Raw genomic sequence first — 24,503 nt, forward strand, 5'->3', positions numbered from 1 at the left:
CCCCCGCCCCGCCACTACCGGCGGGCGAACTGGAGATCGACGTCTTTTACGCCTTCCCGCTTGGGTTGAAAAGTAACGTCTTTATCGACATTCAGCTCACCGTGCCGGCGGGCGATATTTACCCGCTTGACCAGACGCAAACGCAATTACTGGTTCCTGACAGCAGTCGATTGACCTTCAGGTTCCATAACAGCGCACTGGACAAACAAGCGTTCTTCTACCAAATCCGCGTTAACTACCCGAAGGATGGCGCTTATTGCACCCTGAGCAGTGAAGTGCGGCGCAGTGATAATCGCGCTCTGGTACTGGATTACGCCGCGCTGCCCTGCCATTTCCTGACCATCAACATTGACCCGGGGTTTACCAAGCAAAGCCGGATTAGCGGCCTTTACCACTCTGCCGGCTGGCTGCAGGACCTGGCGTTAACGGCGGCAACGCCCTATTTCAGTTGCCCGATCCTCGGTGACGATACCTATGCCGATGCGACGGCATATTCCTTGTCCGGCAGCGAGGCCGTGCCGCTCCCCATGCCAATAACCCAGGACACCACCATCGGTGCCTACAGTTTCCCGCAGTTTGGTGCACAGCGGGCGCGGATCACCGCCCATCTGCCCACCGAAATGCTTAAAGCCGTGTTGACCTTTCAGCCGCAAAACGAAACCCGAACGTCGGAGCATACCTTTACCCACCAGCAGGACAGCTTCGAATATCAATGGAATGTCACCTCTATTTTTGCTGCCGGATTTCGTTACAAAACCTCCACGGGCTCATGGTCGCCCTATGTGACCGGCGATCAAACGATTGATATCAAGGGTGAAAAATAATGACTGACTCTTTGAATCCCCAACAGACGTTACAGAATTTTTTCCTGCTCGGCAGAGCCCTGGCGTTTCACGATCAAACCTTGCCATCGGAGTGTTACACCTACGGCAGCTTTACGCCGCAGGTGGTGCTGGACACCCCGGCAGGCAAAGTCAGCGCGCTGCATTTGCTGACCAGCCCCGGCGGGGGCCTGGCAACCTTTATCGCACCAAACATGCCGGTCGATACAGCGGCGATCGAAGCCTATATCCGCCAGCACTTCATCCCCGCACCGGGGAAAATCAGCCTGGCGCAAGGCGATATTCGCCAATCGTTATTCCTGCGCTTTGTCCGCCAGCCGGAATCAGACAGCTATAACGTCGAGTTCGAACAGTCAAAAATGCCGCTGACCCACGCTGAAGCCGGCCTGCTGGACAACGCCATTCGCGGGGCCAAAAACCAGGTTTACCTGGTCACGCACAGTCAGTTCAGCGTCAGCAGCCGCGCCACCGCCAGCCTGGATACGGACTGGGTCGCGTTTTTAACCCTGGCCTTCAACGAACAGGCGCGCCAACCGGAGGCTATCGCCCTGTTGCTCAACCAGCAGATTGACGCCGGCGTGATCACCCTGCTTGAACAGTTTGACAATACCCCCTCGGAACAGACCCGTCAGCAGGTAAGGGATTCGTTGGTGAAAACCGCGTCGCAACTGGTCAGCAACACGTTACGCAACATCCATTCGGTGGATGAGATCCCCAACAAGCTCAGCTATGACGTCAGCTACAGCAACAGCGTGCCGCAACGCTATTTGCTGGCGCAGCAACAAGACATCGCTGCCCTGCTCGGCCAACTGCCCGCCGACAGCATTATCACCTTTACGCCAACGCCGTTGCCGGAACCCAGCCGACCGGACAAACCCATTGAGCACCGCCAGTGCCTGGTCAGCCTGGGGTTCAACCCGAACGGTTTCAACATCATGTCTATCGAACTGCGTTGGGCGGGCCAGCAAACGCCGATGCAGTGGCCCAATTTCCCGCCGGTGACCTTAAAAACCGAAACGACGGTCAGCGACATCACTCTCAAAGTGACGTTTTCCGACTACTCCAGCTATGAAAGCCAATTCGGCTGGCAAGACGCGGTCGCGCTCACCCCGCAAGACCTGGGCTTTTACAGCGTGCTGTTTGAAGCCGGGCACCTGAAGGACGGCTTTAAATCGATTAACGGCACGGCCACTTATGTTCCTGCCGGCCAGGTTAAAAAACAAAACTTCAGCTTCGCGTTTGCCAACCAGCAATGGCAGGCCAACTGGTGGATCAATGCCCATGCAGCCGGACTAAACGGCCGAATCGATTACCGCTGGCAAGGAAAAACCTCGTCGCTGTTCCCCAAAACCTACGACTCTGGCCCGCAGCAGGCCACCGTCAGCCCCGTCAAACTGCAATACAACAAGTGACATAAACAAGAGGAATTCCCTATGTTAACCACCGCTTTGCAGCAATCGGTCAAGATCGCCACGGATAAGTATCTGGGTATTAAGGAATATGCCTTTACCTGTTATGGCGACAGCATTGATAAGAATATTTACTATGTGGTGCCGGAGATCCCGGTGTTTGTCGCCAGGGATGCCAAAAGCCCCTATTTCATGTTCTACAAGTATCGCAGTGAAGACACCCAGGGCGGCTATGCGCAATTTACCGTCATGCTGCCGCAGCCTGATTCGGAGATGAAAGACAAGATCAGCATCGAGTTGCTTGGCGAGCTTAAAAAGCCGCTGCTCGCGAAATCCACCCTGATCGTCAAGTATGTTCAAGCCGAGCTGGCCTCGGTGGCCGATCCCGAAAATGCGACCAAAAAAGCAGCCATGGATACCGCGTTGCGCAATACCGGTTTAAATGACGATCAGGCTGCAAGATTTGTCGCGTTATATGACAGCAACCAAGGCAATGACCAATTCGTGCTTGAATTGACGCCAACAAAAATCAAGCTGGAAGTCCCGAGACTCACCTCGGCACAGGCTTCATTGATTCTGGACAGCAACGAGAAATTCTATCGCCAAATCCCTACCACGGTATCGCCATCAGGCCTGGGGGATAACAACACCGTTTTCAGCCTTTCACTCACAGGCGAAGGCGCCACCCTGTTCGAACAGGTGTTGAAAGGCACCGATACGAACTCCAGCGTAGGCATTCGCTTCGATTTCAATCTGGATGCTTCCCTGCCGGCGGCCAAAGTCACCGTCAGCTACGATAGCGAGATCACCAAGTCGGTAACGCAAGATATCAGCTACCACACCTGGTCGGCCGATGAGAAAAAAATTGAGCGCGAATATATCGAAAAAGGCGCGATCAAGGTCGATGTCCAGACCGGGCTCTCTTACGATGAAATGGGCATGACGCAGGAACAATACAATAAATGGAAAGAGGGGCTGGCCGCCTGGGGGCAAAAACAGGTAGAGCAGATTTTAAGTAGCCAAACCGGGTTGGACATGAGCCTCGAGTTGCTTAATGACGCCGACGGCTTTGATAAATTCAAATCCAGCCTCAGCGAAACCAAAAGTTTTACCCGCGTCTATGAGGAAAACTCGGTGGTCTCTTTCTCCATCGCCCCTCAGACCCAGTTGCCGTCTATCCAATCCATCGTCGGCGAAGCCAATCTGAAAGATTACTTTAAAGAGTACGATCTCAACGATCCTTTCTATCAGTACATTCAGCCCGAGTTTTTTGTCACTCAGGACCTGGCGAAATACAACGTGGCCAATATCGTGGTGACCGCCATCTACGACAAAGACAATCAGAGCACTCTGCAGTTTTCCCCTGGCGACAGCGAGGCGAAAAAAACCGGCAAATGGTTTATCAAACCCGAGCTGGGCCGTGCATTTAAATATTCCTATACCGTCAACTTCACCGGTATGCAGGCTAAGCCCTACCACTCTGGCGAACTTCAAAGCGATCAGGATTTGATTATCTCCATCAACGTGGCCGACTGCGGCATCGTTTATGCCGACATTGCTACGCTGCTCGATCCTATGGGCTGGAAAGTTTTCAGCCAGGTGGTGATCAAAACGCAATATTCCGATCCGGATAAGGGCGTCAAACTCAAGACCAACAGCCAGGTAGTCAGTGAGTCGACCCCGCCTCAACCCTTTATTTACCCGATTGGCGTCGATGTGGATAAACCGATTTATTTCTCCACCGATTACTATGCCCTGGATGGTGACAGCCTGACCTATATCCCCAGCGGCGTTGAGACCAGCCCGCAGCTACCGGGCTATGGGCTGATCCGTGGCCACCAGATCCTGGTCGCCAATGCCCTGCCGAAATCGCAGAAGTACACCATTATCTTCAAACCGACCCAGAAAGATATCACGCTGATCACCTATGAAATGGTGGTGTATTACCCGAAATGGGACTTTACGCAATCCCAATCCCTGGCCCTGACCGAGTTTGACTCCAAGTCCCTCACCCAGTATCTGACCTTCGACCTGATGCAGGCGGATAAAGAGAATGAGGTGAAGATCCATTACATCTCTACGGTGTATTACGGGGCTGACAATCAGGAAGAAACCGTCGAGAAGGAAGTGAAAGGAACCAGCACCATCGTGGTGGTGACTTACTGATGCGCTGAGACACCCCAGGGCAAAGCTGCTTTGCCCTGATTCACCTTCATAAAATGGAATGGTCGCTATGAACACTCAGGTCGTAGTGCAGAACATCTGTTTTATCCGAGCCGACCCGGACAGGCCGATTTATTATTATTGCGCGGCCGCACCGGGCATTAGCGTTATTGACGGCAACCAGCCCGCCGTCCAACTACAGATATTCAGAAACAGCAGTCAACCGGCCACGGTTTACTATGCCATGTTGTCGCTGCAAACCCAGTTGACCAGCAGCCCCGAAGCGGCACAGGAGGCGGCAGCGGGCAGCCCGGACATCCCGCGCGATGCGGTGTTATTGCCGTTACAAGCCATTGCCTGCAGCGCCACGCTGGACATTCCCGGCTTTATCGCCGGTCAAACCAGCAAAACCTCATTGAGCGAGCAACAGAACTGCTATCTGCTGGCCAAATTGCCGCCGGACGCCGATATTGCGCTGTTGGCGAGCCTGATGAACGCGCCGGCCTCCACGCCGATCGCCATCAGCTACAAAATTGACTATCTGCAACAGCTCCCCCCAGCCACCTTTGAGCTGGAAGCCCGCTGGGACCAGGTTTATCAGTTCCTGCAAGAGTCGGTCGGTTTCAACCTGTTGATTTTTTCCGTCGATATCGAAGAAACCTCGTCGCGGTTAATCAGCGAAAAAGTGGTCACTGTCAAAGTCAGGGACACGGACCCCGATGGCCACTTCAAGCAGGCCGCGGCCGAACTGACGCAGATCCTGATCAGCGAATTTTTTACCCCGGTATTTGCCGAAGTCCCGCAGCAATCCAAGCCAAAGGCCGGGTTTTATCTGCAACGGCTGTCGATTGAGGATATTGACCAACGACGTTTAAGCGGAAAACTGACTGAAACCACGGTAGTCAAACGCTCGCTTTATCCGCAGGCCTTGTTTGCCGAACTGGTCGCCGGTACCGACTATCAAGCCGATCGGGTGATCAGCCAACACGATCTGCAGGATGATTTCTTCGCCTACCGGGAAGTCCGGATCAGTCTGCTGTCCGACGAACTGGACGATAACATTCAACTGGTGATGGCGCGTTTTCGTTATGGGTCGAAAAGCGAGCAATTCACCTTTCGCGAAGGCGATACCAAATCGAAACGATTCAGGTCACCGAGCATTACCGATCCTAAAACCGGCAAAATGCTGTGGCCCGTCGAGTATGACTTCACCGTCTACCTCAACCAGGCGGTGGGCGGCATAAGATCGGTCAGTTCCGGCGCGCTGCAAACCGAATTGAACGATGTCTATCTGGATATTGAGTCGCTCTACGGCCGCTATGATTTTGTCATCAAAACCGCCAGCCTGTTTGACTGGCGCTGGTACCAGTCGGTGTTGGTCACCCTGCGCTGCCGGCACATTGGAATGCCGGCATCCAGCCTGTCGAAAAGCTTTCAGATTAGCCAGACGGCGCAGCAGGACAGCTACCCGGTGATGCTGCCCAACCCCGACCAGTACTTATTTGACGTCACCAAGGAGTACAGCAGCGCCGTCAATTCGCCCCATATTTCTGCGGAGCTGAACGAACCGACCAGCCAGGACGTATACCTGTTCTCCAGTTTGTATCACCAGCGAGTATTAACACTGTCTGCCAGTATGGACTGGCAACAGGTGGAGTCGGTGCTGGTGTCTGCCAGCTATGCCTATTTGCCCGGCGATGAGACCCCGCCTCTGCAGCAAATTTTTCAGTTTACCGAAATCGATGCCACCTCCCAGCGCTTTAGCGCCGACCAGATCGACCCCGAACGGCTCATTGTCAACCTGGAGATCTGGTTCAGTTACCTCCCGGGCCAGGGCGGGGATAAGCCCGAGTACGTCCAAACCGCCACCGATCAAGACGCTATTGATATTGCCAACCTCAATTAATTAAGGAAACGCCATGTTATTACTCAGAGCAAGAACCGCCACCATCAACAACATCACCTTCTTTGCCGATGACTCCGATGACAAACAGTTCTGGTATTTGCCCGGTGATATCCATATTGCAGAGAAAGACGGAAAACCGATTTTTTCATTGATTAAATACACCGGCGACGGCAGCGGTCAGCAAGGGGGTTACATCAACTTCGAGGTGAATACCGCGATCGATGAAGCTCAGCTGGAAAGCGCCTTCAACGAATACCTGCGTAAACTGAAGGTTGATCCCAAAACCGCCCGTAAGGCCCAGGTGCCGTATGACAAAGGCACGGTCAACTTTTTTGTGCTTGATGTCGGCAGTGCCAACGGCGAGTTGATCAGCGCGCAGTGCCCCAGCCTGTTTGGCAATAACAGCGCCATCTTCAGCGCCAAACTGACGCCGGAACAGGCCGTCATCCTCGAAGCGGCGTTTAATCAGGCGCAGGCACCGGCCGCCGTGGCCTATAACCTCAGTTTTACCGGCATCACCCCGGCGTTAAAAGTTGAGGTCGAGGCCAGGTTTGAAAGCCTTTACAAAGAGTTCGATCTTAAATTTGGCGCCAATATTCCTATCCCGGTGGAAACCCCCGCCAGTTTTTGGTTGGGCTTTGACAGCGTGATCAAGAAGCTGCAACAGGATCAAAAGTTGATCATCAAGGTGACCGAGAGCATGCCGAGCGAAGAGGAGGCGAAGGAAAAGGAATGGGCGCTGCAATTCGTTAAAGAGGAGATCCTGAAAAGCTTCTTCACCGCGTCGCTCAAACCCAATGACGACAGCAATACCCAGGCAAAATCGGCCAGCGACTCGATTTTGGATTCGCTGATTTCCAGCGGTAAAGACGGCGAAGAAGGCGGTAAAGGCGGTTTGTTCCCGAGCGCCTCGCTGGAAATAAAACTGGTGAGAATCGAAGAAACCAAGAGCCTGAATTTCAACTACACCTCGTCGAAAGCGCTCAGTCAATCCGCCGTGCCGCAAAACTTTATCGGCAGCGACATCCTGCGCGCCAAAAAAGAACCGCCTTACTTTATTGAAGTGAACGTTAACGATCCCTTCTTCCAGAAAATCGATTTTACCGTATTGGGACCGGACGGCTTTGCCGAATACGGCATTAAAGCCGCCACCTTCAAAATCGACTACAACAAACAGGTTTATACGGCCGAGCCATTTATCAACGATGACGGTAAATGGAGCAAAACCATCTCGCGCAGCAGCGACAGCAATGAACTCTTTGTGATCCACAGCGAGTATGCCTTCAAGTCTGCCGCCACCTCCGGTTGGGAAGGCAGCAGCAGCTATCAGCCGCAGACGGTATCGGCCTCAACCCTGCTGAACCTGGATCCCGGCTCGGTGCTGACCTTCAACGAGATAACCATCTTCCTCGATCGGAAATTCTCTTGGGAGAATTACAATCAAGTGATCGTCGAGTTGAATTATCTGGATGACAAGCAAAGCCGTAAAACCAAGAAGTACCTGTTTACCGAAGATAAAAGTGATGAACAGACCTTCAAATATCGCTGCCTGACGGAAAAACCCTGGAAGGTTGGCTATAAAATCACGTACTTCCTGGTCGGCGGCGACAGCGTCGTTCGTGACGGCACCGAGAACCCGCCCGCCATCGTTATTCCAGCCGTGGCCTAGGTGACTGACGATGGCCGAATATAACGCAGTATTGCCAGCGGCATGGAACGCCCTGGTAAACGCCCTGTGCCAGGAAGCGCCTTATTTGCGGACCACGCTGGCCCCCGAGATCGCCCGTTTCAGCCAGGCGCGCCTGGCCTCCGGTTGCCTGGCCGCCGCCTTTAACACCAGCCTGCTGGCGTATAACGGTTGCCCGCTTGAGTTCACCGTCTCCTCGGTTAAACCGCAGGCGCTTTCCTGCACGCTGGATCCTTTTTTGCCGCGTTACGCGGAAGATCGCGGGATCGCGGCTTTTTACCGGCATTGCCAACGAATCACCGCAGCGCCCCCGCACGCTAATGCTGAGGCCAGTTTTGACGCGGTCAATCGCATGCAGCGCGAAAGTGCGCAGCCGCTGCGATTTGGCTCCTGGCTGGGGCGAAAATATGCGCCGGATGCAGTCAAGTTCAAAGTGTATTCCGAAGTGCCCGACGCGTCCGCATGGCCTGGCGGCGCGGCGGATTATCCGGTTGCCGGTTGCCAACAGGCAGGTTTGTCGTTGCTGATGGTCGGCTATTACCCGGAACTGCCTGCCTCACCGCGCGAATATTACTTTCAATGGCACAGCGCATTGATCACCCACGCAGATATTGCGGCGGTCATGGCCTTTTTCGGCTGCGAGGGATGGCTTGCGGCACTAACGCCCCTGCTGGATAGCGCACTGAAACACACGTTGAGTGACGAAGGCTTTCCACCCACCACCTACGGTTTTAGCCTGGCCTATAACCAAAACGGCGCACTGGAGAGTTTTACGCTGTTCACCATCGCGCCCGGTTTCTTCGGCGATAACCAGCGGGTATTTCCTGCCGTGCAAGCGCTGTCGGCACAAAGCGGCCACACCCTGCCCTTGCTGCAACGGGCGATGTCCGCGCAGGTCCCGTTGCAGTTCAACGTGGTCGGTTTTTCGGTTGATATGCAGGGCCATCACGGCATCAGCTGTACTTTCAGCCCGCAAAACACGCAATTCGAGGTGTTGCCACTGAGAACGGCCCCCCCAGCGGTCAGTGACGCCCACCCCAACCTGACGGCGTTGCTTGAGCAGCAGTGCGCCAGCGGTGCCTTTATTTCCCATGTCAGAACGCCGGATGGCCGTTGGCATCGGGATGAAAATGCCTTCGTCACCGCCCAGGTGTTGCGAACCCTGAAGTACACCCCGCAGACCGCGCCTTATATCGAGAAGGCGCTCGATTTTTTAATCGCCTGCGAAACCCGGCCGTTCCATTTCAGCTTTTGGCCAACCGCAGCCCATCCTGCATGGATGGCGAACCAAAGCATCTGCGCAGACATTGACGACACCGCCATCATTACCGAACTGCTTTACAAGTTCGGCCGCATTTCGCTGGCGCAGCTCAGGCAAACCGTTGCGCACATGAACGCTTATCAGGTCCGCCGGGTCGATCCCCGCCTGGCGGCCGTGCAACATCAGTGGGCGGAGTGCCAAAGTTTTCATACCTGGATGAAGGACGACAATGACATCCGTCAACTGGATTGCTGCGTAAATACCAACGCACTGATTTTGCTCAATACGCTAAAGGCTGAAACCGGCGTTGTGGCACCGGCCTACCTGCGTATTCTTCAAATGCTGAACCGGGCCGTGCAGTGGTGCGGCAAGCACTACGACAGGCTTAGCACCCTGACGCCCTATTACGCTCATCCCCACGAATGGCGCGTCGCCCTGGAATACGCCAGACAGCGTGGGATCCCGCAACTCACGCCCGTGATTGACGCTTTGGCCCGCTGGCAACGGCCCGCCGACCGGTTGGAAAGCCCGCTTTACCGGCGGCATGACGGGCGCTTCCTTTGGACCTCGGCCTGCCTGAACCCATTCAGATCTCTGGCCCACACCCATCGCACTGAGGATAGCTATGAATACCTTTCTCAATGATCTGGTCACACTGAACAAAATCATTCTGGATAACGCGCGCGAACAGTTTCCAGACGCCGAGGCAAAACGGTTGCGCTATCGCGCCGCGCCGGCCACATTGGCAGAGGATCTGGCCGCAGAGGTCTGCACCGAGATCGTTTCGGGGGAAACCCGTTACCAGATCGCCACCAGTACCGACGGCACCAGTTGGAGCATGACGCTGGATTTCGCACTGAGCAGGCAGGTACCGCAAGTCCCCTATGTGGTGCTGACCTTCAGTACCTTCGGCAACGTCGACGAAATGATATTCAATAAAGTGTTGCTGACCGCCACGGAAAACCGCTACCACGCGCAGTTGGATCTGGATCGGCTGGAACAGCGCGACGCCCTGCTGCGCGCCCTGTCGGATTACGACGCGCAAACCACGCTGGTGGTAGCCATCGTCACCGATCACGGCATTCTCAACACCATTACCTCGCCTAAAATTTTCTATTTTGCCGAAAACTATTACCCTTACATTTACCAAGGCATTGTGCCGCCGCCACCGCGTCTGCAGTTGATTCTCACCCCAATGCCTTACAAGAACGTGTGGTACAACTATTATCAGGACTATGTCCGCAAAAATTACCTTTACTATCTGCCGGATACCTTCCTGCTGGCCACCAATGCCGCCGACGACGACAAACCCATGCTGTCGATTTCCTTCGCCGCCGCAGAACACGCGACGTCGCTGGACGATGTCAAAGTGACCTTCGATTATTTTCTCTCACCCAAGGTAACCCAGGCGCGCATCGCCGATGCCGCTGAACAGTTTGCGCAAACGCAGTTGGACGGCAAGCTGGCGCCGTTCGCCAATGCCGACACGCTGAAGCTGCAATTGGGCTTGCCCGATGGAAAAACCGAGGAGAAAAATGCGCTGATCAACCTGCAAAGCGGCATCGTGGATTCCTTCACGCTGCCCTCCCAACAGTTTGCGCTGATCTGGGATGCGTTATTTGACCGCTCACCGCAAAACCTGTTGCTCAAGGGCTATCTGACGGTGCAATTCGTCGGCTTTAACCCGGACAACCTCCCGGTGCTGCTCGCGCTGGACGCCAAATACCAAAGCAAAGTACGGGAATTCATCAAACAGTCCGCTCCGGTCGACATCAATAAAACCGTTGAATTCAGGAGCGACAGCGGTGCTTACGATCCCTCAGGCCCGCGTCCGATCAAGCGTATTCTGGTGAATATCGACAATCAAACCGTCGAGTTGGATAAAGACCATCCCGCTCATTCGGTCAACGTGAAGATCTCGGTATTGGAACTGATCCTCAATCCGGATAAAAAGCTGATTTATCATTATGATCTGCAAGTCTATTACGTCGACGGGGGCATGACGCCCTATTACGACAAAACCTCGAGTTTTGAAATCATTTACGTTCCGTGAACGGCGCGCCTGCGATAGACATTTCAGGTTGCCGATGGCGCAAACAGCAGGCTGCGCAGAAACAGCATGATCAATTTGCCGGAGGGATCGGCGCCGGTGCCGGTCTTCTGCAAAGCCAGCCCATGCGCCATCGCCATAAAGGCCGCCGCCAGTTCGTTTTGATCCGCCGGCGGCACTTTGCCCACCCGTTGAAACAGTGATCCGATCACCGCACCGATTTTTGCCTGATGCACGTCCCAGATATTTTTGTACTCCACGGCGAAGGCCGGGCTGCGTTTCGCGTGCAACTGCAACTCAACCGACAGCATGCACCAGTCAGCCTCCAGATTCAGAGTCGCCGCCCAAGCCTCCAGTCCCGTCAACACTCGCTCCGGGGTATCGATATCACTTTGAGCCAGCGCAGTGAGTTGCGTGGCCTCCGCTTCCATATGGCGTTGTAACAGTTGCAGCAACAAGGCCTCCTTGGAGGCAAAGTTGGAATAAAACGCCCCCTGGGAATATCCGGCCTGGCTGGCGATATCCCGGATTGAGGTACCGCCGTAACCGCCGGCGACAAACAATTGGCGTGCGGTTTCAAGCAATTGCTCGCGGGTTTGCTGCTGGCTTTCTTCGCGGGTTAACCGCTTTTTTTCTGTCTTCATCTTCTTCGACTTTAGGCTGCTTTGGCGTCATAGATACGCATTTAAGATATCACTTGATATTTTAAATGCGCCCCACTAAATTAAGATATCATATGAACTTTGAAACTCACTTAAGATTTTAACGATGATGAACATGAAAACGGCTTTTGTCACCGGCGCCACCGGGCTGCTCGGCAATAACCTGGTCAGAGAGTTGATTGCAAAAGGTTGCCACGTCAAAGCGCTGGTACGCTCGCTGGAAAAAGGCCGCCGGCAGTTCGGTTCCGTCGAAGGCGTTGAGTTGATTGCCGGTGATATGACCGATGTGGCCGCCTTTGCCGCGCATCTGCAAGGCTGTGACGTACTGTTTCATACCGCCGCTTATTTTCGCGACAACTACAAGGGCGGCAGCCACTGGCCCGAACTGAAAGCGATCAACGTCGACGGCACGGAGCGCCTGTTGGAGCAGGCATACCGCGCAGGCATACGCCGTTTTGTTCATACCTCCTCCATTGCGGTGCTCAACGGTGAACCGGGCATGCCGATAGACGAAACCTGTCTGCGTCGTTCGGAGGATGCCGATGATTATTACCGCAGTAAAATTCTGGCTGACGAGGTGGTACTGGCGTTTCTGCAAAACCACTCCGATATGAACGGCAGCCTGGTCCTGCCGGGTTGGATGTGGGGCCCCGCCGATCTTGGCCCCACTTCTTCCGGCCAGTTGGCCACTGACGTGATGAACGGCAAATTGCCGGGCCTGGTGCCGGGCAGTTTTTCAGTGGTTGACGCGCGAGATGTGGCGTTAGCGATGATCCTGGCGGCCGAGCGCGGCAAACGCGCAGAACGCTATCTGGCTGCGGGACGACATATGACCATGCAGCAACTGGTGCCGCTGCTGGGTAAAATAGCCGGGGTTCAAACGCCAAAGCGCACCTTGCCATTACCGCTGCTCTATATCATAGCCGCGCTGCAGGAAGTTTATGCCCGCCTCAGCGGCAAGCCGGTCTTGCTCAGTTTGGCGACGGTGCGTTTGATGGTCAAAGAGGCCAACCGCTCCCATTTCAATCATGCCAAAAGCGAACGGGAACTGGGCCTGACATTCCGGCCGGTAGAACAAACGATCGGCGATACGGTAGCCTGGTTGCGCAATAACGCCTCTAAAAGCTAATCGAACCGGGGAAAAGCCCTTTCCTCCGGTTTAGTTCAGTACCGCCACACCCCGAGCCTGAGACAGGTGGGGTCATGCAGGTTAGCCGACCGTTGAGCGCATGGGCGCGCGATACGAGCCTCCATGGACGGATTCACGGCGTGTCGGTACTCTGCATGCTCCTCACTTGTAGCACTCTTAGGCGCGGCTATTTAGGCGGCTTGCGCTTCCACATAGCTCAGCGCAGAACGCAATGTGGCTTCGCTGAGCGCTATCGGCAGCAAATGAATCGACTCCCCCTGCTGCAACGTGCGTGCAATCAGGCGCCGAACCTGCTCGTCATCGTGAATGTCCACCGCCAATGCGGCCAGGCTGACCGGCAGATCCAACCGCCGGTAAAGCGCGATTAACTGCGTCACGGTTTCCCACTGCTCCAGCAAGGCGCTTTGCACCAAAATGCCATAGGCTACCTTGGTGCCATGCAGGAAGGCATCGGTCTGCGGCAAGGCGGTCAGGCCGTTATGCACCGCATGTGCCGCCGCAATGCGGGTGTAACGATCCCCCAACCCGCCCACCAGGCCGCCGCCGGCAATAATCGCCTCCAGCACGTTGAGGAAAGGTTGGCTCAATTGCCCGTGCGCCAGCGCCTGCAACGCCGCTTCGCTTTCAGTGAGCAGCACGTCGCGTAGGGTCAGCGCAGTATTGAGGCCCAGTTGCACGGTTAACGGCAAGCGTTCCGGTTGCGGGCTTAGCACCGCCGCTTCGTACCATTTCGCCAGCGTATCGCCAATGCCCGCCAGTAAATACGCCTTCGGCGCACGCAGGATAATTTCCGGCTCCACCAGGACCAGATGGTTTGCATCGTTGAAAATTTCGTAGCGCAGCGCCTGCCCCTGATCGTTATACCAGACCGAAAGCGGCGTCCAGGCAGCGCAGGTTGCGGCAATGGTCGGGATCGCCACCACCGGCAGCCCCAGCCGGCGCGCCACCACTTTGGCGGTGTCCAGCACCGCGCCGCCGCCAAGGCCAATCACCACCTGCCGATCCGCCCCCGCCTGTTGCACGATGCTTTGCACCGTACTTTCGCTGCAATGGCTGTTGAACAACACCCTGCGGGCTTCAGGCGCGTCAAACACCTCAGGCAGCCAGGGTTTGGCGGCCGCCAGCGCACGCTCGCCATAAATCCACAGCGCATTGCCCAACTGCTGCGGGGAATAAAACTGCGCCAATCGGTCAATCGCACCGGGGAAAGCAAAATAGTTGGCGGGGCCGGCGACCACGCGAATGTGGGTATCACTCATGCTCAAGTCCTTATTTTGTTTGCTGTTGCCATCATAGAGACGGGAAAGCCGATGACTAATACTGTTTTGCATTAGCTTATGATTTTTCGTTCATTGTCATCCGCCCGGCCGCCGTAGAAACTGGCTGCCTCAATTCATGCCGGTAAAAAAAACCATTCCAATGGTGACGATGAATTGTCCTCCCGTTTTTTAATGATGCTTAACCACGCAGGGTAAACTTAATGAAACTGTTCAACACCTCATTACTGGCGTTAAGCCTGTTCGCCGTGTTTCCCGCTTTCTCCGCCCCCACTGCCGCACCGGTTCCGGCGGCGATCGCCAACCATCAGGGGCCGATCCGCATTGCGGTGATCCGCAATCTGGGCTCGGACGACAATACCACGCAGTTCGTCACCGGGGCGGTGCAGGAAGGCCGCAAACTGGGGTTTCAGGTCAACACTTTCCTGACCAACGGCGACGACGCTAAATTCCAGGACTTCGTCAATCAGGCGATCAGCCAGAAATACGACGGCATTATTCTGTCGCAGGGGCGCGATCCTTACTCAACCGCTCTGCTCAAACGCATTGCCGACAGCGGTATTGCGGTGGCGGCCTTTGATACCGCGGTTCAGGGCGAGATCCCGGGCGTTACCGTCAGCCAGCAGGACGACGCATCATTAACCGATCTCTCCTTCGGCCAACTGGTGAAAGACTTCGACGGCAAAGCCAACATCGTCAAACTCTGGGTTGCGGGTTTCCCTCCGATGGAGCGGCGCCAGGCGCAGTACCAGAAACTGCTGCGCGACCAGCCCGGCATCAAAGAGCTTGAGTCTATCGGCGCGGTGTCTTCCGACGTTCAGGGCGACACGGCCAACAAGATCGGCGCGATCCTGGCCAAGTACCCCAAAGGCAAAATCGACGCCATCTGGGGAACCTGGGACGCCTTTAGCCAGGGCGCTTACAAAGCATTGCAGGAAAATGGCCGCACCGAAATCAAACTCTACAGCATTGATATCTCGAACCAGGATCTGGCACTGATGCGCGCCAAGGGCAGCGCCTGGAAGCTCAGCGTGGCGGTCGATCCCAAGTTGATCGGCGCCGTTAACCTGCGTCTGGTGGCCAACAAAATCGCCGGCGAGAAAACCCCGGCAACCTATGAGTTTAAAGCCGCCGCCATTCCGCAAGCGCTGCTGCTGAGCCACCCGGAAGCCACCAACGTCGCCTCGCTGGCCAAGGTCATTCCGGGTTGGGGCAAATCGGACGATTTCGTTGCACCGTGGTTCGCCACGCTTGAAGCGCAACAGGCTAAAAAATAAGGAAGGTTCATGGCATCGCAACCGCTTCCCCAACCCGAGTACAGCCGCAATATGCGGCTGATTGGCCACAGCGACCAGGGCGGACGGCCCGATGGCGTACAGGTGATGGTTCACCGGGGCTACGCCTACATCGGCCATATGGTGTCGCAGGGGTTTTCCATCGTCGACGTGCGCGATGCGAAAAACCCGCGCGCCGTCGGCTTTGTCCCTGCGCCGCCCGGCACCTGGAACGTGCATTTGCAGGCGCATGACGATTTGCTGTTGGTGATCAACGCCCGTGATCTGTTTGCCGACGCCCGTTTTGCCGACGAAAAGGTGTATTACACCCGCGCCATCAGCCTGACGGTGTCAGGCAACGACGCCCGCGGCTGGAGCGCCGGGGTACGTATTTTCGATATCTCCACACCGGAGCGGCCACAGGAAATCGGTTTTCTGGCGCTGGAGGGCATCGGCGTGCACCGCATCTGGTATGTCGGTGGGCGATGGGCGTACGTTTCCGCCCTGATTGACGGCTACAGCGATTATATCTTTCTGACTGTCGATCTGGCGGACCCGCGCAACCCGCAAATCGCCGGGCGCTGGTGGTTGCCGGGCATGCACAGCGCCGGAGGCGAGACGCCAACCTGGCCGGAGGGCAAACGCTACGCCCTGCATCATGCCATTATCAGCGGTGACACCGCTTACGCCAGTTGGCGCGACGGCGGGCTGACGCTGTTGGATATCCGCGATCGCAGCCAACCGCAGCTTATTGCCCACCGCAACTGGAGCCCGCCCTTTGGCGGCGGCACCCACACCGCGCTGCCGTTGCCGGAGCGGGATCTGCTGGTAGTGCTGGATGAGGCGGTGCTCGACAACCAGGAGGACGGCGAAAAGCTGATCTGGCTGTTTGATATCCGCGAACCGGCCAACCCGGTAAGCATCTCCACCTTCCCGCAGCCGAATGAACGGGATTACGTCAGCAAGGGCGCGCACTTCGGGCCGCATAATCTGCATGAGAACCGCCCCGGCAGCTTTGTCAGCTCGACGCTGATTTTTGCCACCTACCAAAATGCCGGCGTCCGCGCCTACGACATCAGCAACCCTTATCAGCCGAAAGAAACCGGCGCGCTGGTGCCCGCCGCGCCGCACACCATGATGGATAAACGCCCGGGCCGCCCGCAGGTGATCCAGTCCTGCGACGTGTTTGTCGACGCCCAGGGCATTATCTACAGCACGGATTACAACGGCGGCCTGTCTATTATCGAGTATCTGGGGTAAAAATTGGCCGGCGCAATGTCGGCTTTTTGCCTGTTTGGGATAGTATGAATGAACAGGCAATAGACCCCGGAACAAGGAGAGAAGATGTTTAGCCATATCACCGTAGGCGTCAGCAATCTGGACAAGGCCGCAGAATTTTACGATGCCATTTTGCTACCGCTGGGATTAACACAACGGCCGGTAACGCCCGATGGCGGCCCCGCCGCGCGTTGTTGGATAAAACCGGGGCTGACCTTGCCGCGATTTTACGCCTACGAGCCGTATAACGGTCAACCCGCCAGCGCCGGCAATGGCAGCATGGTGGCATTCACCGCCGACAATGAGAATCAAGTGCTGGCAGCCTATGCCGCAGGCCTGGCGGCCGGCGGCAGCGCCGAGGGTGAACCCGGTGAGCGCGCGAATTACGGCAAAGGTTACTTTGGCGCTTACCTGCGTGACCCGGACGGCAACAAGATTCATCTGGCCTATCGCGGGGACTTGCTGTGATAAAATGTTCTGTGAACATTAGGGTTTGTAAGCCGGAAGCCGCCAAAATTTTTCCACTATTTACTTCACTGTTGCTCAGTCAAGTCATGTGAAAAATCTTGAAGCATTTAGGACATAAAGTACGTCTATTGAGACGTACTTAAAATTATAATAGCCTGGGTTTTTATTCTGAATTGGATTCATCCTCAGAAGTGTATGTATCCTCAAAAGGATCTGTCCACTTATAATCATTATAAAATAATGTTGCTATATCACCAGTATCCCATAGTAGTGTTCCTCCTCCACTGGAGGAAATCTTCCATTTACCACGAGTATTGTTGCTAAACTCAATGATTCCCTTAGCATAACAGGGGGAGTAACGTTCATGAACATTGAAATTTAAAGGCACAGGATATGCTTGAGAAAAGAATTCTCTCACATCTTTCTCTGTGATTTTAAATGCACGGCAACCATCCCTCACATTTATCGACTCATCTTCACTTTTTCCTGTTTCATTAACTTTAACTTCTACTATTGTTCTGGGTGCAGTATGGGCTGCAAAAGCCACATTTATGGTAAAAATCACACCCAATATGGAAAATATTTTTTTTACCATCGGGCTGTGCCTGCTTCTGTCTTAACTTTATACGATACTTCAGGGTGCCTAAATATTTCAGTCATTGATACTTTCAATGTGTCAGTAAGTTCAGCTATAAGCCATCTTAAAGAGCTGTTTTGTGCATCATTTATTTTTTCATAAACAGCGTTCTCCCCTTCGCCTGAAGTAGGTTTTCCCACAATTTCTATCCCCAGAGAGTCAAAGTTAGCAGGATATCTTTCCGGGTATGGCTTCTTCTGTTCTAAGCGAGAGAGTTGTTTATACTTATTCAGTAATGGTTTTATTGTGGAAATTTCTGAAGGTGTACATGTCTTTTCCATGTAACATCGGGATCTTATATTACCGACATGGTTGGTGACTTTAAATACAGAAGCTGTCTGATAAATAGCACCATCTTTATCAATCAGAAAATGAGCTCCGTTTGCACCTGTGTTTTTATAACTATTGAAAGAACTTTCTGCTGTGGAGCCTCCCGTTTGATGTACAACAATCCCGTTCACTTTATTCAGTTTTCCGCGTTCTATCGTACTGAATCGCTTTACAATAATGCACTCCGCATCCACTAAACCATTTTTATCAACGAATAACATTTTTATCCTTCCTTGTATTACCAGTAGTTAGATTACTGTATTGGCTTTAATGTCATATCCTGAGGAAACCGTACCCGCTGTATTTCCCTCTGCATTCTGCAAAACATAATCCATTGTTACTCTGGAGAAAGCCAGGCTTACCGCCTCGCGCGGTGCGCGCATGGTATTGCAGTAAACCGGATACACCCCGGTGATAAGAATCTCCTGAAGCGTAATACGCAGATACTCCAGAGGAGAGCCTCCGGCTTTTCGCATAGTCAGAACCGCTTCAGGAATATGTTTTCCGGTCAAGCAATACTGAAGAAGGTTAGAACTTGATTTGTCGATATAGTGTTCAAAATGGAGGTCCTCAACAGTACATTTTCCCGCACCGCCACCACTGCCAGAATGCATATTCGAAGTCTGACCAACAGACCAGTCCCAGTTAAGTACCTCAATTTCTCCTGTATGTGTGGAATCCTGAGATTCACCTTCGATACCATTAAATTTTATAAAAATATCCTGAGCCATCCTTCTTCCTTATATATAAAATAACTTGCTATTTTTCTCCACCACGGCTAAGTGTCCGGTAGACGTTTGGGGGCGATACTGAAAACAGTTCTGACAGGTCACTGATAGAATGCCCCCCCCTCCTGTACATGCGACATAATTCCTGTTGCTGCTCTTTGCTTACGCTGTAGCTCGCTCGTACCAAGTATCAGCATTTTTGAATATTTCCGTCTACATACTCCTATGTAATTTTTTCATAACCAATTCCAATATTTACTTACTCCCCCCTTGGTAATATCAGACAAAAAAAACATTCTGTAAATATAAGTTTTATTGAGTAAGATCACAATTTAGAAGATGCGACAACACGAAAACACCGTTCCGCAATATTATTTAGTCTGCTGCACCGCCACCCATAGATGCAAGGAATAAAAATACACTTAATGATAAATACGCAACCAGATCCCGCAATTTACCCCTATTTTTTCGGGATCAACTCGATACTTTTTTAAGGGTAAGTACAGAAAGAATTATACAGATTATGAATGTTCACCAGTCGCTGAATTTCAATGCTTCGAATTATTGATTATCTAATATTTCTATTTTTACTTTGGATTAAAATCTCCCATCTGGTACTTATACTAGAGTCCGTTAAGCCTATATTTTACTGTCATACGCCTTTCTAAAAACAGCAACCACATTCTGTTCTTCTGGCGACGGAAATTTTTTGATTCCAGCTTACCCCCCCGTTACGTATTTCTATCAGTATTACAAAGAAGGCGTTTCCCACTGGGTTTCTTAGCGCGCCGAATAGCGGACCCTAAACGCCCGGCCGCCGAGGGCAATGCCCAACGCGGCCAGCGCCAGCAACGCCGCCGCGCCGTAGGTGAAATGCATACCGGCGGTCACGGCGGCAGCCTCGGCGGCGTTGATATCTGCCGTGTCCGAGGCAAACATAAACAGTGCGCCCATGGCGGAGGCACCGGTGATCAACCCAAGGTTGCGCGACAGGTTTATCATGCCGGAAATTACCCCGCGCCGCTCGGGGGTAGCGTCTTTAAGCAGCGCGGTATTATTGGCGACCTGAAACAACGCATAACCAAGGGTGATCACGCAAAGCGGCGCCACATACCCCAAGACCCCTTGTCTTATCGACATCATCGACATGACACCGGCGCCGGTGGCCAAGATAACCAAACCCACGGCCGTCATCTTTTGCGCCCCCAGTTTGTCCACTAATCGGCCGGCCGGCACGCCGACCACCGCAGCGGTAATCGGCCCTGCCGACATCGCTAATCCCGCCTGCTCCACCGCCAGCCCCAGACCGTGCGTCAGGTAAAACGGCCCCACTACCAGAGTGGTCATCATCACCGCCATCACCAGCAGACTCATCGTTAGCCCGGCACTCAGCCCCGGCTGACGGAACATAGCCAGGTGAATCAAAGGCGATACCGTGCTGTTCTCCACCCAAACAAACAACCCGATCCCCAATACGGCACACAGCAGCAGCACCAGATTAAGCCAACCGAAATCGCCGCGCCCCAGCGTCATGGAGAGCGCATAGCTGGCCAGCGTCAATCCAAGCAACAAGGTACCGGGGTAATCAAACCTGGCCTGTTCTTTTTGCGGTTCCTGAGCCGGGGCCGGCAGGTAACGGTAAGCAAGAATAAACGCCAGCAGGCCCACCGGCAGATTGATCAGGAACATCGCCCGCCAACCAAAACCAAAAATCAGCGCGCCCCCCAGCGAAGGCCCAAGCGCAGTCCCGATAGCGGACATAGTGCCGAGCAGCCCCATCGCCCGGCCGGTGTTGTCTTTACCCAGGGTCTCACCCACCAGCGCCATGGTCATCGCCATCATGACTGCCGCCCCCAGCCCCTGGGCGATCCTGGCTGCGAACAGCAGCCCGATGTTCGGCGCAAGAGCGCACAGCACAGACGCAAAGGTAAACAGCGCGATCCCCACCAGCAGCAACCGCCGCCTGCCAATTCTGTCGCCCAGACGACCCAAAGCGATAACTGAGGTGGTGATGGCCAGCAGATAGGCGATCACCACCCACTGTACCGCCTGGAATGAGGTGTTGAACGCCTGTGCCAGCGTGGGCAAACCGACGTTGGCGATGCTGGTGCCCAGCGACGAGAGCAGCATCGAAAGGGAAAGGCTGACGAGGATCCACCTTGGGTCTGCGCCGCCGGATTTAACTGTAAACTTCATGTTGCTGCCTCCTGAAAGAACCTGTCAGCAGCCTATGCCATCGCCTGATAAGGCGGAAGACGCAGCAAATGCAGTTTACTAGTGCATCCGACGCCATCCATGGGGTGTGATAACCTGGACTGGACATACGCGTCATATTTCCCGGAAGCAATTCTTTCCCGGATATAATTAGCGAACTATAAAACAGACTAGCAACAGAATAATAACTCAAATAAATAGAGTGACGTTGCAATTAACTGCCAGTCTTTATTTATTGACGGAAATAAAAGGGTTCTGTTAGCATTATTTCCGTATCCTCGCTCTATTTGAAGTTATCAAAAGGAAAGGTAATGAAATGCAATAAAAGAGTGAATGCCTGCGCGTTGGCATTGGGTTGCCTCATGCTGGCCGCATGCGCAGCAAAAAGCCCCGCCGAAAAACACGCCTCTCACTATATTTACCAAATCTCAAACGAAAACGATTCGCAAATCAGGACGTTGGTTCATGACAGTATCAAGGCCAGCACGCCGCTGTTTGACCAGTTTTATCAGCAGGGAAAATGCGACCGCAACGCCCATTTATCCCTGGCGGAGGCCAAAACAAAAGCCGATTATTTATCCAGCGAAAAATTTAAAAGCCAACTGGAACTTAATAACATCGTTTTGAATAAAACCTACAAAATTGATCCCAATCAAAAGATTTATACTGTCTTTACGAAAGAAGCTACGGGCGCTTATTGGGATGGTTATAACGGTTTATAATAACCTCCCCCCGCCAGTAACATGCAGGGAATTAATCGCCACCGTGGGTATTCACAGCGGCGATTAATGATCTATCCGGCTTCCCTGCTCACTGCGCAATAACCATGATCAAACCATACCTTCACTCACCACGGCCGCTTCCCGCGGCGGGTAAAGCCCGACCTTAACCGCAATCGTCACTACCGCCAGCACAGCGAAAAGCCCACCGCAGAGAATGCTGCCCTGCAGGCCCAGCGCATCGATAAACCAGCCGCTGACCACCGAACCGACCGCCACGCCCAAATTGATAAAGGCGATATACAGCCCGGTAGCAAACTCGGGTGCCTGTGGCGCTTCGGATGTCAGCCAGATCTGGGTCACGATCAGGCCGCTGGTGTGCGCCGCCCCCCAGAACAGGCAGAGCGCGATCATCGGCCCCGTCTGCGCACTGCCGTAGCGATACAGCAGCAGATAGGCGGCTGCCAACACTATCGGGTGCAGTAACGTAGTCGCTACCCGGTTCCGGTTCAGCAACTTACCGGCCAACAGGTTACCGGCTACCCCGCCTGCGCCAAAAATCACCAGCAGAATACCCACCATCGGCTCGCGAATGGCGGTTTGTCGGCTCAGGTATTCGGTAGCGTAGGCATAAACGGAGAACATGGCGGCGAAAATCAGCACACAGGCGGCAATATTCAGCCACAGCGCGCCGCTGCGCAATATCGCCAACTGTTTGCCGTAGCTAAGTTTTTGCGTGGCGGCGTCGGGCAGGCGGAAAAATAAGCCGACGCCCGCCAGCAGGTTAACCAACGCACAGAACAGAAAAGAGGCTTCATAACTGAACTGACCGGCGATCCAGTGGGTCAGCGGGATCCCCAGCACCATGCCCATACTGGTGCCGATAAACGCATAGGCGGTCGCCCGGGTCACCTGCTATTTGGGATACAACGACGCCGCGGCCACCATCGCCAGCGAAAAATAAATCGGGTGAAACAGCGCCGGCAGGATACGCAGGATCATCAGGGTGCTGAAACTGGCGGTATAAGCCGACAGCACGCTGGCCAACGAGAACACGGCCAGCGAAATCAACAGCATTCGCTTGCGGTTGAAGCGCGAAGCCAGCAGCACCAGCAACGGCCCCAGCAAGGCGATAGTCACGGCAAACAGGCCGACCAGCCACCCGGCCTGCGCGGTTGAAACCCCGTAACGCGCAATGATCAGCGGCAAAATGCCCACCACGCCAAACTCGATGCAGTAAACGCCGAACAGCCCCAGCGCGATGAAAAAAATCGGCGGCAGGATCTTCATTATGGTTCTCCCAACCCGTCATATACCGCCTGGCACAGCTCGCCGACAAACGCCCCCGCCATCCCCTCGAGCGCCGTATTGGTGAAGGCCACCACGCTGAGTTGGCGCGCGGGATCGACAAACCAGGAATGGCCGTAGGTGCCGCCCATACGCCAGGTGCCGATCGATTCCGGCGTCTGCGCCGCCTGCGGATCTTTCAGCACGGTGATCCCCAGACCGAAGCCGCGCCCCGGCCAGAACGGCATCGGCAGACAGCCTATCTGGTTGCTGGTCATCGCCGTTACCCACTCCGTTGGCAGCAGCGGCGCGCCGCCCTGGCGCAAGGTTTCCAACAGCCGCAAGAAATCTTCGGCGGAGCCCACCATGCCTGCGCCGCCGGAGGCATAGGCGTGAGCATCTAACGCCCGCGCCGGGGACAGGTTAAAACCGGCCGTATCCTCGATAAAAGGCAAACGATCGGGTTGTTGCAACGGCCGGGGTTCGGGGTGGTGGTTGGCGTAAGCCACCGTCAACCGCTGCGCATCCGTGGCGGTAAAGCCGGTGTCGTGCATCGCCAGCGGCCCGGTCACCAACTGCGCCACCGCTTCCGCTAACGGCAAGCCGCTGGCCTGCTCGATCACGGCACCCAGCACGTCGGTAGCAATCGAATAGCGCCATTCGGCTCCCGGCGCCGCCAACAGCGGGGCCGAAGCGATACGCCGCAGGTTCTCTTGCAGGCTGAGCCGGTCATCATCCATACCGTCGGAGACGCCCGCCTGGGCATAGAACCCCTGTTCCGGCTGGAAAAACCGGTAACTCAACCCGGCGGTGTGGGTCATCAGATGGCGCACCGTCATTGGCGGTTCGCGCCCGTCGGCGGTGCGCGGCCGGAAAGCCGGCAACCAGCGCGTCACCGGGTCCTCCAGCCCCAAACGCCCTTGCGCCATTAACACCAGCGCGGCAGTGGAAACGATAGGTTTGGAGACCGAGGCCAGCCGGAACAGCGCGTTGGCAGCCATTGGCTTGCCGGCCTCTCGGTCCGCCATGCCCGCCGCACGGCGATAAACCCCTTCGCCGCCCTGCGCCACCAACACCACCGCCCCAACCAACCGTTTTTCCTCCAGCGCCAGATCAATGGCCTTATCAATAGCCTGGGCAGCCAGCTTGTATTCACTCATG

General features: G+C 54.7%; 19 protein-coding genes and 2 pseudogenes. 12 read left to right on the plus strand and 9 right to left on the minus strand.

What is annotated here, in order from left to right; genetic code table 11:
• The 7 genes and pseudogenes from SPL01S_RS25385 to SPL01S_RS06620 form a co-directional block, all read left to right on the plus strand.
• Nucleotides 1–824 (plus strand): annotated as a pseudogene (locus SPL01S_RS25385) (hypothetical protein); the annotation flags it as partial.
• The gene (locus SPL01S_RS06595; RefSeq protein WP_063198366.1) at nucleotides 824–2,254 is read left to right on the plus strand and encodes a hypothetical protein; all 1,431 of its coding nucleotides are present in this window, start codon (nucleotides 824–826) and stop codon (nucleotides 2,252–2,254) included. The pseudogene SPL01S_RS25385 and the gene SPL01S_RS06595, both read left to right, overlap by 1 nt.
• Nucleotides 2,255–2,275: 21 nt before the next feature.
• Nucleotides 2,276–4,417: a hypothetical protein gene (locus tag SPL01S_RS06600; RefSeq protein WP_063198367.1), complete on the plus strand. Its 2,142-nt coding sequence runs from the start codon at nucleotides 2,276–2,278 to the stop codon at nucleotides 4,415–4,417.
• Nucleotides 4,418–4,484: 67 nt separating this feature from the next.
• Nucleotides 4,485–6,320 carry a hypothetical protein gene (locus SPL01S_RS06605; protein ID WP_063198368.1) on the plus strand — a complete coding sequence of 612 codons (1,836 nt, stop codon included), beginning with the start codon at nucleotides 4,485–4,487 and terminating at the stop codon, nucleotides 6,318–6,320.
• Between the two features lie 13 nt (nucleotides 6,321–6,333).
• Nucleotides 6,334–7,989 carry a hypothetical protein gene (locus SPL01S_RS06610; protein WP_063198370.1) on the plus strand — a complete coding sequence of 552 codons (1,656 nt, stop codon included), beginning with the start codon at nucleotides 6,334–6,336 and terminating at the stop codon, nucleotides 7,987–7,989.
• Between the two features lie 10 nt (nucleotides 7,990–7,999).
• Complete coding sequence (locus SPL01S_RS06615) at nucleotides 8,000–9,913, plus strand: hypothetical protein (RefSeq protein WP_063198373.1); 1,914 nt, start codon at nucleotides 8,000–8,002, stop codon at nucleotides 9,911–9,913.
• On the plus strand, nucleotides 9,894–11,321 hold the full coding sequence (locus SPL01S_RS06620) for a hypothetical protein (RefSeq protein ID WP_063198375.1): 1,428 nt from the start codon (nucleotides 9,894–9,896) through the stop codon (nucleotides 11,319–11,321). The genes SPL01S_RS06615 and SPL01S_RS06620 overlap by 20 nt, the downstream gene beginning before the upstream one ends.
• Nucleotides 11,322–11,344: 23 nt before the next feature.
• Here SPL01S_RS06620 and SPL01S_RS06625 read toward each other — a convergent pair whose 3' ends face one another.
• Nucleotides 11,345–11,962, minus strand: a complete 618-nt coding sequence (locus SPL01S_RS06625; RefSeq protein WP_063198377.1) for a TetR/AcrR family transcriptional regulator — start codon at nucleotides 11,960–11,962, stop codon at nucleotides 11,345–11,347.
• 124 nt (nucleotides 11,963–12,086) lie between these two features.
• On the opposite strand from SPL01S_RS06625, the gene SPL01S_RS06630 reads away from it, so the two are divergent.
• Nucleotides 12,087–13,109 carry an SDR family oxidoreductase gene (locus tag SPL01S_RS06630; RefSeq protein ID WP_063198379.1) on the plus strand — a complete coding sequence of 341 codons (1,023 nt, stop codon included), beginning with the start codon at nucleotides 12,087–12,089 and terminating at the stop codon, nucleotides 13,107–13,109.
• Between the two features lie 191 nt (nucleotides 13,110–13,300).
• Here SPL01S_RS06630 and SPL01S_RS06635 read toward each other — a convergent pair whose 3' ends face one another.
• A complete protein-coding gene (locus tag SPL01S_RS06635; protein ID WP_063198380.1) occupies nucleotides 13,301–14,389 on the minus strand; it encodes an oxidoreductase in 1,089 nt (362 codons plus the stop codon).
• A gap of 221 nt (nucleotides 14,390–14,610) precedes the next feature.
• On the opposite strand from SPL01S_RS06635, the gene SPL01S_RS06640 reads away from it, so the two are divergent.
• From SPL01S_RS06640 to SPL01S_RS06650, 3 genes are all read left to right on the plus strand, one after another.
• On the plus strand, nucleotides 14,611–15,684 hold the full coding sequence (locus SPL01S_RS06640) for a sugar ABC transporter substrate-binding protein (protein ID WP_004944331.1): 1,074 nt from the start codon (nucleotides 14,611–14,613) through the stop codon (nucleotides 15,682–15,684).
• A gap of 9 nt (nucleotides 15,685–15,693) precedes the next feature.
• A complete protein-coding gene (locus SPL01S_RS06645; protein ID WP_063198381.1) occupies nucleotides 15,694–16,941 on the plus strand; it encodes an LVIVD repeat-containing protein in 1,248 nt (415 codons plus the stop codon).
• An 84-nt stretch (nucleotides 16,942–17,025) separates the two neighbouring features.
• The gene (locus tag SPL01S_RS06650) at nucleotides 17,026–17,427 is read left to right on the plus strand and encodes a VOC family protein (RefSeq protein ID WP_062870783.1); all 402 of its coding nucleotides are present in this window, start codon (nucleotides 17,026–17,028) and stop codon (nucleotides 17,425–17,427) included.
• Nucleotides 17,428–17,590: 163 nt separating this feature from the next.
• Here the strand turns inward: SPL01S_RS06650 and SPL01S_RS24425 are convergent, their stop codons facing one another.
• The 5 genes from SPL01S_RS24425 to SPL01S_RS06665 all read right to left on the minus strand — a co-directional run bounded on the left by SPL01S_RS24425 (nucleotide 17,591) and on the right by SPL01S_RS06665 (nucleotide 21,318).
• Nucleotides 17,591–18,022, minus strand: coding sequence for a hypothetical protein (locus tag SPL01S_RS24425; protein WP_073972029.1), 432 nt, complete (start codon nucleotides 18,020–18,022; stop codon nucleotides 17,591–17,593).
• Nucleotides 18,016–18,615 (minus strand): peptidoglycan recognition protein family protein, encoded by a 600-nt coding sequence (locus tag SPL01S_RS06655; RefSeq protein ID WP_063198382.1) that lies wholly within the window; start codon nucleotides 18,613–18,615, stop codon nucleotides 18,016–18,018. Before SPL01S_RS06655 ends, SPL01S_RS24425 begins: the two co-directional genes overlap by 7 nt.
• 27 nt (nucleotides 18,616–18,642) lie before the next feature.
• On the minus strand, nucleotides 18,643–19,125 hold the full coding sequence (locus tag SPL01S_RS06660) for an Hcp family type VI secretion system effector (RefSeq protein WP_063198383.1): 483 nt from the start codon (nucleotides 19,123–19,125) through the stop codon (nucleotides 18,643–18,645).
• 28 nt (nucleotides 19,126–19,153) lie between these two features.
• Nucleotides 19,154–19,309, minus strand: a complete 156-nt coding sequence (locus tag SPL01S_RS25170; protein WP_073972030.1) for a helix-turn-helix domain-containing protein — start codon at nucleotides 19,307–19,309, stop codon at nucleotides 19,154–19,156.
• A gap of 593 nt (nucleotides 19,310–19,902) precedes the next feature.
• The gene (locus SPL01S_RS06665) at nucleotides 19,903–21,318 is read right to left on the minus strand and encodes an MFS transporter (RefSeq protein ID WP_063198388.1); all 1,416 of its coding nucleotides are present in this window, start codon (nucleotides 21,316–21,318) and stop codon (nucleotides 19,903–19,905) included.
• A gap of 329 nt (nucleotides 21,319–21,647) precedes the next feature.
• Between SPL01S_RS06665 and SPL01S_RS06670 the strand changes: the two genes are divergently transcribed.
• Nucleotides 21,648–22,058, plus strand: coding sequence for an Exc2 family lipoprotein (locus SPL01S_RS06670; protein ID WP_063198390.1), 411 nt, complete (start codon nucleotides 21,648–21,650; stop codon nucleotides 22,056–22,058).
• A 108-nt stretch (nucleotides 22,059–22,166) separates the two neighbouring features.
• On the opposite strand, the pseudogene SPL01S_RS06675 reads toward SPL01S_RS06670, so the two are convergent.
• Both SPL01S_RS06675 and SPL01S_RS06680 read right to left on the minus strand, forming a co-directional pair.
• Nucleotides 22,167–23,345: pseudogene (locus SPL01S_RS06675) on the minus strand (MFS transporter).
• Nucleotides 23,345–24,502, minus strand: coding sequence for a serine hydrolase domain-containing protein (locus tag SPL01S_RS06680; RefSeq protein ID WP_063198393.1), 1,158 nt, complete (start codon nucleotides 24,500–24,502; stop codon nucleotides 23,345–23,347). Before SPL01S_RS06680 ends, SPL01S_RS06675 begins: the two are co-directional and overlap by 1 nt.
• Nucleotide 24,503: the final 1 nt, after the last annotated feature.

This window comes from Serratia plymuthica NBRC 102599 (assembly GCF_001590925.1).
Taxonomy (GTDB): Bacteria; Pseudomonadota; Gammaproteobacteria; order Enterobacterales; family Enterobacteriaceae; genus Serratia; species Serratia plymuthica.